11 protein-coding genes are annotated in these 13,319 nt (G+C 63.9%); 2 read left to right on the forward strand and 9 right to left on the reverse strand.

Annotation, left to right across the window (positions count from 1 at the left end):
- Nucleotides 1-941, reverse strand: a 941-nt coding sequence (locus tag EOB49_RS19780; RefSeq protein ID WP_127381986.1) for a zinc-dependent alcohol dehydrogenase family protein, incomplete at its 3' end; no start/stop codon positions are given.
- A 102-nt stretch (nucleotides 942-1,043) separates the two neighbouring features.
- On the opposite strand from EOB49_RS19780, the gene EOB49_RS19785 reads away from it, so the two are divergent.
- Nucleotides 1,044-1,946, forward strand: a complete 903-nt coding sequence (locus EOB49_RS19785; protein ID WP_127381975.1) for a LysR family transcriptional regulator — start codon at nucleotides 1,044-1,046, stop codon at nucleotides 1,944-1,946.
- A 20-nt stretch (nucleotides 1,947-1,966) separates the two neighbouring features.
- Here EOB49_RS19785 and EOB49_RS19790 read toward each other — a convergent pair whose 3' ends face one another.
- The 7 genes from EOB49_RS19790 to EOB49_RS19820 all read right to left on the reverse strand — a co-directional run bounded on the left by EOB49_RS19790 (nucleotide 1,967) and on the right by EOB49_RS19820 (nucleotide 10,728).
- Nucleotides 1,967-3,994: a CocE/NonD family hydrolase gene (locus EOB49_RS19790; protein WP_127381976.1), complete on the reverse strand. Its 2,028-nt coding sequence runs from the start codon at nucleotides 3,992-3,994 to the stop codon at nucleotides 1,967-1,969.
- A 48-nt stretch (nucleotides 3,995-4,042) separates the two neighbouring features.
- Nucleotides 4,043-5,020, reverse strand: coding sequence for an ABC transporter ATP-binding protein (locus EOB49_RS19795; RefSeq protein ID WP_127381977.1), 978 nt, complete (start codon nucleotides 5,018-5,020; stop codon nucleotides 4,043-4,045).
- Complete coding sequence (locus EOB49_RS19800; protein WP_127381978.1) at nucleotides 5,017-6,000, reverse strand: ABC transporter ATP-binding protein; 984 nt, start codon at nucleotides 5,998-6,000, stop codon at nucleotides 5,017-5,019. The genes EOB49_RS19795 and EOB49_RS19800 overlap by 4 nt, the downstream gene beginning before the upstream one ends.
- Nucleotides 5,997-6,887: an ABC transporter permease gene (locus EOB49_RS19805; protein ID WP_245472762.1), complete on the reverse strand. Its 891-nt coding sequence runs from the start codon at nucleotides 6,885-6,887 to the stop codon at nucleotides 5,997-5,999. The genes EOB49_RS19800 and EOB49_RS19805 overlap by 4 nt, the downstream gene beginning before the upstream one ends.
- Nucleotides 6,865-7,812, reverse strand: coding sequence for an ABC transporter permease (locus tag EOB49_RS19810; RefSeq protein WP_127381979.1), 948 nt, complete (start codon nucleotides 7,810-7,812; stop codon nucleotides 6,865-6,867). The genes EOB49_RS19805 and EOB49_RS19810 overlap by 23 nt, the downstream gene beginning before the upstream one ends.
- 52 nt (nucleotides 7,813-7,864) lie before the next feature.
- On the reverse strand, nucleotides 7,865-9,424 hold the full coding sequence (locus tag EOB49_RS19815) for an ABC transporter substrate-binding protein (protein WP_127381980.1): 1,560 nt from the start codon (nucleotides 9,422-9,424) through the stop codon (nucleotides 7,865-7,867).
- A 311-nt stretch (nucleotides 9,425-9,735) separates the two neighbouring features.
- Entirely contained in the window at nucleotides 9,736-10,728 is a 993-nt protein-coding gene (locus EOB49_RS19820) for a membrane dipeptidase (protein WP_127381981.1), read from the reverse strand.
- Between the two features lie 195 nt (nucleotides 10,729-10,923).
- Here EOB49_RS19820 and EOB49_RS19825 point away from each other — a divergent pair, with 195 nt between their 5' ends.
- Nucleotides 10,924-12,195 carry an FAD-binding oxidoreductase gene (locus EOB49_RS19825; protein WP_127381982.1) on the forward strand — a complete coding sequence of 424 codons (1,272 nt, stop codon included), beginning with the start codon at nucleotides 10,924-10,926 and terminating at the stop codon, nucleotides 12,193-12,195.
- A gap of 4 nt (nucleotides 12,196-12,199) precedes the next feature.
- Here the strand turns inward: EOB49_RS19825 and EOB49_RS19830 are convergent, their stop codons facing one another.
- A complete protein-coding gene (locus tag EOB49_RS19830) occupies nucleotides 12,200-13,093 on the reverse strand; it encodes a LysR family transcriptional regulator (RefSeq protein WP_127381983.1) in 894 nt (297 codons plus the stop codon).
- Between the last annotated feature and the right edge of the window lie 226 nt (nucleotides 13,094-13,319).

The following is a 13,319-nucleotide window of genomic DNA, read 5'->3' on the forward strand; positions in this document are numbered from 1 at the left end:
CGGTGCGCCTCGACGATTTGGTCGAACGCGAAGGTCCTATCGATGATCGGCTTTAGAGTCCCGGTCTCGAGTCCTGCGAGGATGAAAGCCTTGGCGGCCTCCAGCCTTACCGGGTTACCGGTGATCTCGTGCACGAGATAGCCGCGCAGCGTCAGCGTCTTGGCCAGCACGGCGAATAGCGGAAACGGTGTCGGCGCGTGGCTCAGTCCGCCATATTCGATGAGGATGCCGCCCTTCGACATGGCCGCCGTCAGCGGCTCGAAGATCGGGCCGCCGATCGGATCGAACACGACGCGCACGCCTCGCGGCCCGGCGATCTGGTTCAATCGCGCCGCCAGATCCTCCTCCGCCGAGGCCACGACTTCGGCCGCGCCGGCATCGAGCAGGGCCCGCATCTTCGCCGACGTCCGCGTCACCGCAATCGCGGTCGCGCCCACACTGTTGGCGATCTGGATCGCGGCAAGCCCGACACTGCTCGATGCCGCGGTGATCACCACGTGGTCTCCGCTGTGCAGCCCGGCGATATCGATCAGCGCGCCATAGGCGGTGAGGTATTGCATCCAGACCGCCGCTGCCGTTTGCCAGTCGAGCGACGGCGGGTGCTTGACGATAAGTTCCGCGGGATAAGTGGCAAGCTCGCCATAGGCCGGCCAGCGGATCATCGATTGCGGCGGGATGACACTGACGCCGTCGCCCGGCGCGAATTCCTTCACGCCGTCGCCTATAGCCTCGATGACACCCGCCGCTTCGAGACCAAGCCCCGAGGGCAGCTTCGGCGTCTCGATATAGGAACCCGCGCGCAGCAGCGCGTCGGCGCGGTTGAGGCCGAGCGCCTTGACGCGGATTTGAACTTCGCCCGGGCCCGGTCGGGGAAGCTCGGCATCCTCGATGCGCAGAACCTCAGGGCCGCCATGCTGGTGAAAGCGAACCACACGTGTCATTCGGGATACTCCAAATCAACTGGACCGAATGAGCTATGCAGCTAGGCTGCCCGGGGATAAATGGCTGCACGAGAAGGACAGTAGAAACCAGGAGTTTCGAATATGGATCGGCTCGAAAGCATGGCTGTGTTCGTCAAGGCCGTCGATCTCGGCTCGTTCGCGGCAGCAGCGGTCGCCCTGGACGTCTCGGGACCGATGGTTGGCAAGCATGTCCGGTCTCTCGAAGAACGACTTGGCGTTCGCCTGCTCAACCGGACCACACGCCGGCAGAACCTGACCGATTTCGGCCGCGCTTACTATGAACGCTGTCGGGTGGTGCTGGCCGAGGCCGACGCCGCAGATGCGCTCGCCGCCGACCAGTTTTCGGAGCCACGCGGAAAACTGCGCGTCACCATGCCGGCGCATTTCGGTCGCCACTGCGTGACGCCCGTGCTGCTGAAACTCGCCCGGCAATATCCGATGCTGGAACTCGATCTATCTCTCAGCGATCGCTTCGCCGATCTTGCCGAGGATGGCTACGATCTCGCCATTCGGACCGGTGCTCTGGGCGACAAGGCGGGGGTGATCGCACGCCGCGTCGCGCGCCAGGACATGGTCGTCTGCGCCGCACCTTCCTATCTTAGAATTCATGGCGAACCGCGACAGATCGAGGATCTCGCCGACCATCAGGCAATTGTCTACCGCCGGCTCGGCCAGATCATTCAGCCCTGGCTATTTGCGCGAGAGGGGCAACCGGTGCAGGAGATCATACCGACCGGCCGTCTGCGGCTCGACGATCTCGATGCCATCGCTGACGCGGCTGCCGACGGCATGGGCCTTGCCTGGTTGCCCTGGTGGCTGGTGCGCGAGCGCATTGAAGCCGGCGTTCTGCTGGCGCTGTTGCCGGATCAGCCGCGATATCTCTACGACTGCTACGCCCTTTGGCTGCAGACGCCGCATCTGCCGCTGAAGGTACGGCTGGCCGTCGATGCGCTGGCGGCTGCCTTGCCGAAGTCGATGGCCTAACCGCAGCGTCGCAGTCGCTCTCAGTTGAGATCGCGCGGATACTCCTTGACCTCGTTGCGGTCGACGATCAGCTCATCGCCATCATGGGCGGTGATGTGGGTCTCGATCCGCCAGACCTTTCGCAGCGCCCTTACCGTCGCCTTCACTGAAAGCCGCACCTGCCAGTCGCCGCGACCATAGGACTTGTCCCAGGTGCAGGTGCCGACCGCCGAGTTCGGATCGTCGGGGTGGATGATGAACCGGTCGACATGCCTCGCCGAGAGCACCATTCCCGTATGTGGATGCCGCACCGTGCCGCCATCATTGGCGACCTGATAGACGGTCTCGCCGGTGACCTGGTCCGTCGACACCGAACGCTGGAAGCCGTCGCCCTTGGCCAGCACCTCTTGCTCCATCGGCGCGGCGCTTTCCGGAGTCAGGAAAACCCCCAGTGTGTCGTCCAGCTTCTGCTGCGCGCGCACCGGCAGGATCAGCCGGCTGTCGCTGCAATGGATCGACAACGTCGCCTGCTCGGCCGTCGGGAAGACGATCGGCCAATGCGATGTCGCCAGCGCCAGCCGGATACGCTCGCCGACCTCGAAACGCTGCCCGCAGCAGCGCAGCTTGATGCGCACCGTTTCCGCCTGGCCAGGCACCATCGGCTCGATGTCCAGATCATCCTTGCGATGGCTCAGATTGAGAATACCGTAGCTGATACGCGAGGCGGCACCTTCAGGAAATACCTGCGACAGCGTGGCGGACAGAAGGGCGACGGGCTTGTCGGAGGAGAGCTTGACCTCGAATTCGGGGAAGCCAAGGATCTCGACCGCTTCGGTCAACGGCGCCGTCTCGAAGATCAGGGCATTGCCTTCTTCCATGCGCTGGTCGACCGGCAAGGTCGGCATCACGCCATAGCCGCACCAGGCGCCGGACGACAGGCCGGCCGTCTGTGGCGATGAAACCTCCAGGATCGCGTTTGCGCCCTTGGCTTCGCTCAGCACATGCGGCGCAAGGTTCAGCACCTTTTCGCCGACGCCGGGTCCCGGCCACGCCGGTTCCGCCACCCAGCGGCCGGGCCGCTCGTCATAGATCGCCGCCGGCCGTGCGGGATCCTGGATCCAGGCGCGCAGCATCGGCTCGTCGGCAATGCCGGTGTCGATGCCCTTGAGATATTGATCCCACCAGCGCAGGCACTCCTGCAGGAAGCCGATACGCGGGCCGGGCATGGCGAAGTGCGGATATTTGTGGCCCCAGGGTCCGATCAGGCCCTTGCGAGGACCGCTCAGCTTTTCCAGCATCCGGAAGATCGGATTGGGATAGCCGTCGGCCCAGCCGCCGACGGCATAGACCGGGATCCCGACATCGGCATAATCCTCGCAGATTGAACCGTGCTTGTAGAAATCGTCGCGGCGCTGGTGTTCGAACCAGTCCTGCATCCAGATGCCGTTGCCGTTCAGCCGTTGCTCCCAAAGCTCGCGCCAGCGGTCGCCGACAACAAGCGGATCCGGTGGCGTCATGGCGATGGCCCAGGCGGTGGTTCCCCACATCAGATTGTCGCACATCATGGCGCCGCCGAGATAATGCACGTCGTCATTATAGCGGTCGTCGGTCGAGCACAGCGAGACGACGGCTTTCAGCGCCGGCGGGCGGCGGGCGGCGACCTGCAGCCCGTTGAAGCCGCCCCAGCTGATGCCGATCATGCCGACACTACCCGAGCACCAGGATTGCCCAGCCAGCCATCCGATGACCGCCAGGCAGTCATCCTGCTCCTGCTTCAGATACTCACCCTTGCACAGCCCCTCGCTGTCGCCCGAGCCGCGCATGTCGACCCGCACGCCGGCATAGCCGTGACCGGCGAAATAGGGATGCGTCAGCGCATCGCGCTCCACCGTTCCGTCACGCTTGCGATATGGCAGATATTCGAGGATCGCCGGCACCGGATCGGCCTCCGCGTCTTCCGGCAACCAGATGCGTGCGGCCAGCTTGACGCCGTCCGGCATCGGAATCCACAAATTCTCGATCTCGCGGACTTTGCGCGGGAAATCGGTGACGACGCGGATATCTTGCATGGCGGCTCCTCTCAACGCCCCGGCCGACACTTGCGCCGGTGGCGATCCTTATGTGTTCAGCGGGAAATGGCAGGTCAGGCGGCTGTCGCCAACTGCGACCGGGACGGGGACATCCACCGCGCAGCGGCGCTGGGCCTGCGGACAGCGTGTGTGGAATTCGCAGCCTGAGGGGCGCGCCAGCAGGGAGGGAACGTCGGCCGGCAGCGTGATGCGCCGGTGCACCCGATCTGGGTCCGGCTCGGGATTGGCGGACAGAAGTGCCGCCGTATAGGGATGATGCGGCGCGCGGAAGATCGCTTCGGTTTCGCCCTGCTCGACGAAGCGTCCGAGATACATCACCGCCATGCGGTCGGCGATCTGGCGCACGACATGCAGATTGTGGGTGATGATCAGCATCGACAGGCCCATGCGGTCGCGCAGATCGTTGAGCAGGTTCAGCACCTCTCCCTGCACGGAGACGTCGAGGCCGGCGGTCGGTTCGTCGGCGACGACCAGCACCGGGTCCAGCGCGATCGCCCGCGCCACACCGACGCGGCGCGCCTGGCCGCCGGAAAGCTGGTGCGGGTAGCGGTCGGCGAAATCGCGCGGCAGTCCGACCAGCGCAAGAAGCCGTGTGACTTCGGCGTTGAGATCGCGATCCGACAGTCCGTGAATGACGAAAGGCTCCGAGAGCAGCGACCGCACGCTGAGCCGCGGCGACAACGATCCGACCGGATCCTGGAACATCATCGGCATGCGCCGCCGCACCGGTTTCATGGCGGTGTTGGACAGGCCTTGCAGTTCCTGTCCTTCAAACAGGATCGTGCCCGCTTTCACCGGCTGAAGACCGTTGAGCGTGCGCGCCAGCGTCGTCTTGCCCGAGCCGGATTCGCCGACCAGCGCGAAGGTGCTGCCTCGTTGAAGCGTGAAGCTGACACCGGACACCGCTTCGATCTCGGTGGCCCGCCCCGCGAGCCTGGCGGACAGGCCGCCAACCCGGAACGAGACTCGCAAATCGCTGACGCGGAGCAGGTCGTCGGAGCTCATGCGTTCATCGCTCCCAAGGGAATGTCCGCATGCCAGCAGTGGGCGATGTGAGACCCACCGAGGATTGCGCTGGGAGGCGTCGTCAGGCATTGGGCGTCGGCGCGATCGCAGCGCGGCTGGAAGACGCAGCCGCTTGGTCGGCGGCGCAGATCCGGCAAGGTCCCGGCGATGGTCGGCAGGCGGGCAACCCGCTGCGACAGCCGCGCGGGATCACAGGCCAAAAGCTTCTGCGTGTAGGGATGGCGCGCATCGTGGAAGATCTCGCGAGTCGTGCCGCTCTCCACCACCTCACCGGCATACATCACGATCATCTCGTCGCAGAGTTCGGCAATCACGCCCAGATGATGCGAGATGAACAGCACCGAGCAGCCGATGTCGCGCTGCAGATCCTTGAGCAGTTCGATAGTGGCCACCTCCAGCGTGGCATCGAGCGCAGTCGTCGGCTCGTCGGCGATCAGCAGCGCCGGTTCCATCATCAGCGCCATGGCGATGGCGATCCGCTGCTTCATGCCGCCGGAGAACTCGTGCGGAAACTGCGTTAGCCGGCTTTCCGGATCGGGAATGCGGACCTTGCGCAGCATGGCGACCGAGCGCGCATCCTTGTCCCGCTTAGACAGGTTCGAGCGATACTGGATGTCGCGCATCTGGCGCCCCACCGACAGCACCGGGTTGAGCGCACCCATCGGGTCCTGGAAAACGGTGGCGATCCTGAGACCGCGCAAGCCGCGCATCGCGGTGGGGTCGAGCCGGGCAAGGTCTTTGTCGCCCTCGAAGATGATCTCGCCCGATGTGATTTCACCATTGTCGGCGAGCAGGCCGAGAATGGCGTTGATGAGCGTCGATTTCCCGCAGCCGGATTCGCCGACCACGCCGACGCTGCGGTTGGCCGGCACGGAAAAGCTCACCTGCTTCAGCGCCTCCAGTGGCCCACTCTCGGTGTGGAAGGCGACGCTCAGATTCTTGACCTCGAGAACCGTCATGAGCGCCCCTTCAGCCGGGGATCGAAGAGGTCGCGCAGCGTCTCGCCGAAGAAGGTGAAACCGAGTGTCGTCAGCACGATCGGCAGGCCGCCGGCAATCACGATCCAGTAGGAATCGCGAATGTTGGCGAAGCCGTCATTGAGGATCGCGCCCCAGCTCGGCGTCGGCGGCCGCACGCCGAGCCCGAGAAAGCTCATGCCGGCCTCGATCGCCACCACCACGGGAATGTCCATCGATATCAAGATCAGGATCGGGCCGATGATGTTGGGCAGGATGTGGACGCGCAGGATGCGGCCCGCACTGGCGCCAATCGAGCGCGCCGCCATGACATGTTCGGCTGATTTGAGCACCAGCGTCTGGGTTCTGATGATGCGGGCATAACCCGGCACATTGACCAGCATCACCACCAGCACCACCGCGTAGAGCGAGGGGCCGAACAGGGTGACCAGCGTCAGCGCCAGCATGACGGTGGGAAAGCTCTTCACGGCGTCGAAGATCAGCAGCAGCACATTGTCGAGCCAGCGCGGCCCATAGCCTGCGATCAGCCCCAGAACCACGCCGACAACCAGCGACACCGCTGTCGCGCCCAGCGCGATCAAAAGCGCGACGCGCCCGCCATAGAGCACCCGGGTGAGAAGATCGCGGCCGAGATGGTCGGTGCCGAGCAGGTGCAGGAGGCTCGGCGAAGCGAAGCGTTCGGCCGGCGATATCTTGCTCGGCGCATAGCTGGTCAGGCCGTTGGCGAACACCGCCGACAGCACCACCACCGTCACCAGCGTCAGGCCGATGGCGCCCAGCGGTTCGCGCATGATGCGGCGCACGGTGCGCCACATCATGCCGAGACGGAAGCTGCGGGACGGCAGCTCAGTTGAAACTTGATCTGACACGGGGATCCAATAGGCCGACCAGAATGTCGGCCGCTACGTTGACGAGGACGAAGAAGACCGTGGTGACCAGCACGGCTCCGGAGACGATGGGGTAGTTGCGCACCGAGATCGCCTCATAGACCAGCTTGCCGATGCCGGGACGGGCGAAGACAATTTCGGCGAAAACGGAAGACGACAGCATGTGGCCGATGCCGACGCCGAGCAAGGTGATCGTCGGCAGCACGGCGATACGCAGCGCGTAGGTGTAGACGATCCGGTGCTCGGTCAGGCCGAAGGCGCGCGCCGTGCGGATATGGCTGGCCTCCAGCGTCTCCAGCATCGAGGCGCGCACCATGCGCGAGATATAGCCGATCCAGCCAAGGCCGACCGCCAGAGACGGCAGGATGAGGTGCTGAAGCCGGCTGGCGAGGTCGCCCGGTTCGCCGGCGCCGATCGCCGGAAGCCATTGCAGGGCGACCGCAAACACCAGCAGCGAATAGATGGCGACGACGAAGGATGGCACGGCGATCATCGCCACCGACAGGACCCCGATCACCTGGTCGACAAAGCCGCCGCGCCGCACCGCTGCGATGCAGCCAAGCGGGATGCCCAGCGCCACCGACCACGTGATGCCGCCGACCACCAGCGCCAGTGTGAACGGAAGCTGCTCCATCACCACGTCCAGGACCGGCCGGTTCGACAGAACCTCGGTGCCGAGATCGCCATGCAAGGCAGAGCGGTAGAAGTTCACGAATTGCCGCCAGACAGGTTGATCCAAGCCCATACGCTCGCGCAGCGCCTCCTTCATCTCCGGCGTCGCGCGTGGCCCCAGCGCGACGGAGGCCGGGTCGCCGGGAATGAGGTAGACCATGGCGAACATCATCATCATGGCGACGCTGATGATGATGGCGCCAAGCCACAGACGCTTGAGGGCGTAGCGGATCATTTTCGGTACCTGTCGGACGGTCTTTGGCGGGAACGAGCCCCGCCCGCCGATGTCATGCCGGTTTGAAGTCGGTGAACACGGGTTCGCCGTTCGGCTTCAGGCCGGCCACAAGCGTGTCTCGATTCATGATGCCGGTGACCTCATGCGTCAGGAAAATGTAGTTGCCGTTCTCCTCCATCAGGTCCTGAAGCTTCTTGTAGATGACATCGCGCTTTGCCGGGTCGAGCTCGACCATGCCCTCGGCGTTGAGCTTGTCGAATTCCTCGCTGGAAAAACGCTCCCAGTTCCAGACGCCGATCTGGTCGCGCGTGAACCAGGCGGTGGCCCAGCTCGGGTCCGGCTGCATGGAGAAGCGGCTGATGATCATCTGCAGCTTCTTGTAGTAGTCGCCTTCCTTGGCGCCAAGCGTCCAGAAGGTGCCGCTGTCGTTCTGCTTGATCTCCACAGTGAGACCGACATCCTGCAGGTTCGACTGCACGACCTGCGCCGCGGTCAGCCGCTCGGTCTTGTTGAGGATGTCGAGCGTGATCGTGGTGCCGGCCAGCCCCTCCTTGGCGATCATGTCGCGGGCGCGGTCCGGATCGAAATCGAAGAGGTTCTTCTCGCGATGGCCAGGCAGGCCGGGCGCGATGATGCCGGTGGCCGTGGCGGCCGCACCGAAATAGGCAGCGTCGACCACCGCCTTGCGATCCACCGCGTACTGAACCGCGCGGCGCATGTTCGGATTGTCGAAAGGGGCGACATCCTGGTTCATGCCGAGCCAGACAAAGGCCAGCGAAGGCTTCTCGACGACGGTCGTCTTTGGCGGCGGTGTCTGCTTCAGCCGCGAGATCGAGGAGACCGCGGTCCAGGTGTAGTCGAGGTCGCCGGCCTCATAGCCAAGTTCGGCGGTCTTCTCATCCTCGATCGGATGGATGTGGATTTCCGCGAAGGCGCCCTGCTCGTACTTCCAGTCGGGATTGCGGACCAGCACCGTGCGCTGCTTGGGCAGCCATTCCTTCAGGATGTAGGGGCCCGACTGGGCCACCGGCTTGACGCCCATCTTGCCACCGAGTTCGGTGATGGCGCGCTTCGACAGGATGGTGCCGGACGGCGTCGGCAAGGTCGACGTCCACAGCGGCGCGAAGGCCTGCTTCAGGTGGATCAGCCCCGACAGCTTGTCCTTTACTTCGACCTCCTTGAGCGTCGCCCAGTCGCCGGAGTAGGGGCTCTTGTTGGCGGGATCGGCGATGCGTTCGATCGAAAACTTGACGTCTTCCGCCGTCATCTGGCCGTAGCCATCGGTGAAGCCGATATTGTCGCGCAGCTGGAAGGAGACGGTCAGCGGATCGAGCTGCTTGATCGTTTCCGCCGCCATCGGCCGCCAGCCCCAGCTATCGCCCGGCGTGGTGACGACGAGGCCTGCGAAGATGACGCTGGTGATGTCGCCTTCGGGGGCCGCCAGCCGGAAACAAGGGTCGAGCGTCTGGATGTCGGCGTAGGAGCGCACCTTCAGGATCGGACCGTCGCTCGACCAGGAAATTTTTGGATTGACCATTGAGGCGAGGCCGAAAGCGCCGGCTCCTGCGAGCAGGCTACGGCGCGAAACCTTGGTGTCGGCTAGAATGGACATGCTCTACCCCTCTGCTGTTTTCGTTGTCTTGTTTCCGGCCGTTGGCCTTTCTCCAAGCCGGGCCGAATGTGTCTGTCAGCTAAAACTGCTAATAATAGACATCTATGTCTAGCGAAAATTTTGCCGGCATGTCCGAATCTTGGAGACGGACGATCTTGCGGGAAATCTCGATATCCGATCGGACCCCGCCGCTACGTCGGCATGGGCAAGCGGCTAAGCGCGAAATGTGATCGCGCACACGGTGCGGCCTGGCCCGCTATTCGGTGGGGCCTGGATCAAGAGCTGGAGCGGAGACGCGCTCTCCGCTACCTTCACTTCCAGATTTCGGCCGCCAGGCGCACGAAATTGCCGCCCAGGACGTTGCGCACGGTCTGCTCGGACTGGCCGCGGCGCAGAAGCACATCGGTCAGTTCGCGCATCTGGCCGGGAGCCGCGTAGGTCGTCGCCCCTTCCGGATATTCGCTCTTGGGCCAGAATTGCGGATTGTCGGAAATGATACGGTCGATGCCTTTGACGTCGACGGGGAAGGCGTAGTCCAGCCCGATGCCGACATGATTTGGGCCAGCCATGTCAACGAGATATTCGATGTGGTCAGCCAGCCTGTCCGAGTCCGTGCGTCCCTCTCCCAGGAAACGATTGAGCCCTACGATCGCGACGATGCCGCCGGTGCGCGTGCAGGCCTTGATCTGCTCGTCGGTGATGTTGCGGCCATGGCCGCACAGGGCCTTGGCGTTGGAGTGCGAGAAAATAACAGGGCGGTTGGAGTACTCCATCACCTCCATCGAGGTGCGATAGCCGGTGTGGGTGACGTCGACGAACATGCCGAGTCGGTTCATCTCGTCGACGACCTGGCGGCCGAACGCCGTCAGGCTGGTCTCGACATCGTGGCAACCGCCGCCGGCGAGGTTGTTCCTGTTATAGGCGAACAGGATCTGGCGCACGCCCAGATGGTGATAGAACTCCACCATCTCGATGCGGCCGTCGAGTGCGTTCATGCCCTCGATGTCGAAGGTGATCGCCAGTTTGTCCTCGAGCTTGGCCTTGCGGATTTCCGCGACCGAGGAGACCAGCGTGTAGTGCTCGGGATTGGCAAGGATCCAGTGGCGGAAATTTGCGAGCGTCCGCACTGTCTGCTCCCAGGGCAACAGGTCGAAGCCGACATCGATTGACAGATAGTCGATGCCGGCGTCGCGCCAGATCTGCAGATTGTTCAGGTCCGCAGCCGGATCCGGCATGAAGCCGGAATGCGCGTCCCATATGATTTCACTGTCGAAAATGGCCTTGGCGGCAGTCGAAACGCTCACTTTTTTCCTCGCTCTCTCGGCAACACCAACAACGGAAGGCCAGATCAAGCGGCGTTCCGGACGTGTGATCCAGATGCAGTGCGCATCAAGTATCAGGCCACAGACACATGTGTCTAGACAGCTCCGAACGGGCCTGTATGGTCGCCGTCGCTGCATGTCGCTCCGACCGGACCATCGGCAAAAGGGAGAACAAAGATGAGCTCAAACGGAAGCCATGGCGGGAGCGATAGCAGGCATATCGCCGTGATCGGCGGCGGCATTATCGGCTGCAGCGCGGCTTTCCATTTGCTGCGGTCCGGCGTGCGCCGGGTGACGGTCATCGATGCCGGCCAGCCGGGTGCCGCAACCACAAGCGCTGGTGCTGGCTTCGTCTCCCATTGGTCCGCCGGCATGATCCCGCTTGGCGAAGAGGGCCTTCAGCTGCAGCAATATGGCCTCGATTTCTATCGCAGGCTGCACGAGGTCGGCGTCGAGATCGGTTATCGGCCGAACGGCACCTTGATCATGGCGCTGACCGAGGACGGGCGAGAACGCTTCGTCCGACCGGTGCTGGACTCACCCTATGCCCCACCGGAAATGCAGGATTTGAACGCCGCGCAGATTGGCCAGAAGATGCAGGGCCTCATCGATCCGGCGCGGGTCCATTCGGCGGCCTACAATCCGCATGGCATCCAGCTCGACACCAAGCTGGCAATGGGTGTGCTGACCGGCCAGATCAGCGAGTTGGGCGGCGTTTTTCGCAGCGGCACACGCGTGACGGCCGTCCATGATGCAGGCGATCGGGTGACCATCGAGACCGATCAGGGCAGCCTTGAGGCTGACGGCGTGATCGTTGCCGCCGGCGCATGGAACAACCAGGTCATATCGGGCCTCGGCTGGAAGTTGCCGCTGCTGCGCGTCGTCGCGACGCGCATCGTCACCGACGATCGCGGGCTGCCGTCGACCATTCCCACCGTCCAGTGCCGCGAATTGCGGCTGTGGCTGCGCGAAACATTCGGCGCCGTCATGTGGGGAACCGGCCGGCATTACAAACCTCTCTACAAGACCGACGACAACGAGATCGAACCTGGCCAGCCGCACAATATCGAGCTGATGCGGGAGACCTCCGAGCAGGAGCTTGCCGAGTTGCAGACTGTGTTCCCGCCGCTGCGCGGTTCGACGATCGCGAGCTGGGCGCAAGGCGTGCCGTGCTACACGCCCGACAACGGCCTTGTCGTCGGCAAGGTGCCCGGCAGCGACAATGTCGTGGTTGTCGGCGGCGATAATGAGAGCGGCGTCACCCATGGACCGGGCCTCGGCCGGCTATCCTGCGAACTGGTCCTCGGGCACATCCCGTTCGTTTCCGCCGAGCGGTTCCGTGTCGATCGCTACGCCTCCGATGCCTTCAAGTCGGAGGCCGAGATCGAGGCCTCCATGCCGGCCTGGGGCGCGCGTCATGAAGCGTCGCGGTTTGGTCGCGAGGCCTGATCTGTTAGCTGTCGCCGACGCTGGCCAGCAGCGCCTGCGCCACCGCCCTGACCACCGGGCCGGCATTCTTCCTCATGACGATGTGGAAGGAGCCGGCGTGGCGACGCGAGGTTTTCGTCAGCCGGACGAGCTGGCCGCGACGCAGATGCTCATCGGCGAATCCCGCCCAGGCGAGTGCCGCGCCGCGCCCGGCGATGGTTTCGTGGATCATCGACATGTAGCTGGTGAACCGAGGCCCATCGAGCTTCCGCTCGGTTCCGATCCATGACTGCCAACTGTCGATCGCGCCGGGCGGCGTCACCTGGTGCAGCAGCGGCACCGCCAGGAAACCCTCGGGGTCCTCCGAGGCGAGCGCCGGGTAACGCGCCAGGAACGCCGGTGCGCAAACCGGGAACCATTCGCCGTCGAGCAGTTTGTCGGCCACGAATTCGGGCCATTGCCCGGCTTCGCCGAAACGGATCGACAGCGCCACTTCGGGCTGGTCGAAATCCCTGTAATCGGTGGATGTCTGCAAAAGCACCCGGTCGCCGGCCACCCGCGATGTGATGAGGTCGAAGCGCGGCATCAGCCATGCCTGCGCGAAATCGTGGCTGCAGCCGACCACGAATGTATCGCTGTCGTGCGCGGTCAAATCCTCGACCGCTTGCCTGATGGTGCCGAGACCCTCGCGGATCGCTTCGGCCAGCGTGTTGCCGGCCCCGGTGACGGCGACGCGGTTGCCTTTGCGCGTGAACAGCTCGACCGACAACTGGCGCTCGAGATTGGCGACATGCCGGCTGACCGCCGATTGTGCGATGTTGAGCTCCTGCGCGGCCAGCGTCAGCCCGCCATGCCTGGCGGCAGCCTCGAAGACGACCATGGCGTTCAGCAGGGGAAGCGATGTCTTGAGGGTTTTCACGATCCGAACCTACATTCATGCCTTTTCGATATGAAGGTCTATCATTTCTGTATTTGCCGCAAGCCTTTCCGCATCGCACACTCTATCGAAAAATCATCCTAACGCCAGCGAGCAGAAAGGTGTTTGCCGTGCAGGCCTACACATCGAACGGCCAGCCTATCGACAGAAGCGAGACCGTCAGGCTGATCGACCGGCAACGTCCGGACTGGTCGCTGGAACAGGCCTT

The organism is Mesorhizobium sp. M7A.F.Ca.MR.148.00.0.0 (assembly GCF_003997735.1).
Lineage (GTDB): Bacteria > Pseudomonadota > Alphaproteobacteria > Rhizobiales > Rhizobiaceae > Mesorhizobium.

Bases quoted from the DNA above. Each gene is read 5' to 3' on its own strand.
- EOB49_RS19790 (WP_127381976.1), bottom strand. From the start codon at position 3,994: ATGCAAGATATCCGCGTCGTCACCGATTTCCCGCGCAAAGTCCGCGAG.
- EOB49_RS19800 (WP_127381978.1), bottom strand. From the start codon at position 6,000: ATGACGGTTCTCGAGGTCAAGAATCTGAGCGTCGCCTTCCACACCGAG.
- EOB49_RS19815 (WP_127381980.1), bottom strand. From the start codon at position 9,424: ATGTCCATTCTAGCCGACACCAAGGTTTCGCGCCGTAGCCTGCTCGCA.
- EOB49_RS19785 (WP_127381975.1), top strand. From the start codon at position 1,044: ATGGATCGGCTCGAAAGCATGGCTGTGTTCGTCAAGGCCGTCGATCTC.
- EOB49_RS19795 (WP_127381977.1), bottom strand. From the start codon at position 5,020: ATGAGCTCCGACGACCTGCTCCGCGTCAGCGATTTGCGAGTCTCGTTC.
- EOB49_RS19810 (WP_127381979.1), bottom strand. From the start codon at position 7,812: ATGATCCGCTACGCCCTCAAGCGTCTGTGGCTTGGCGCCATCATCATC.
- EOB49_RS19825 (WP_127381982.1), top strand. From the start codon at position 10,924: ATGAGCTCAAACGGAAGCCATGGCGGGAGCGATAGCAGGCATATCGCC.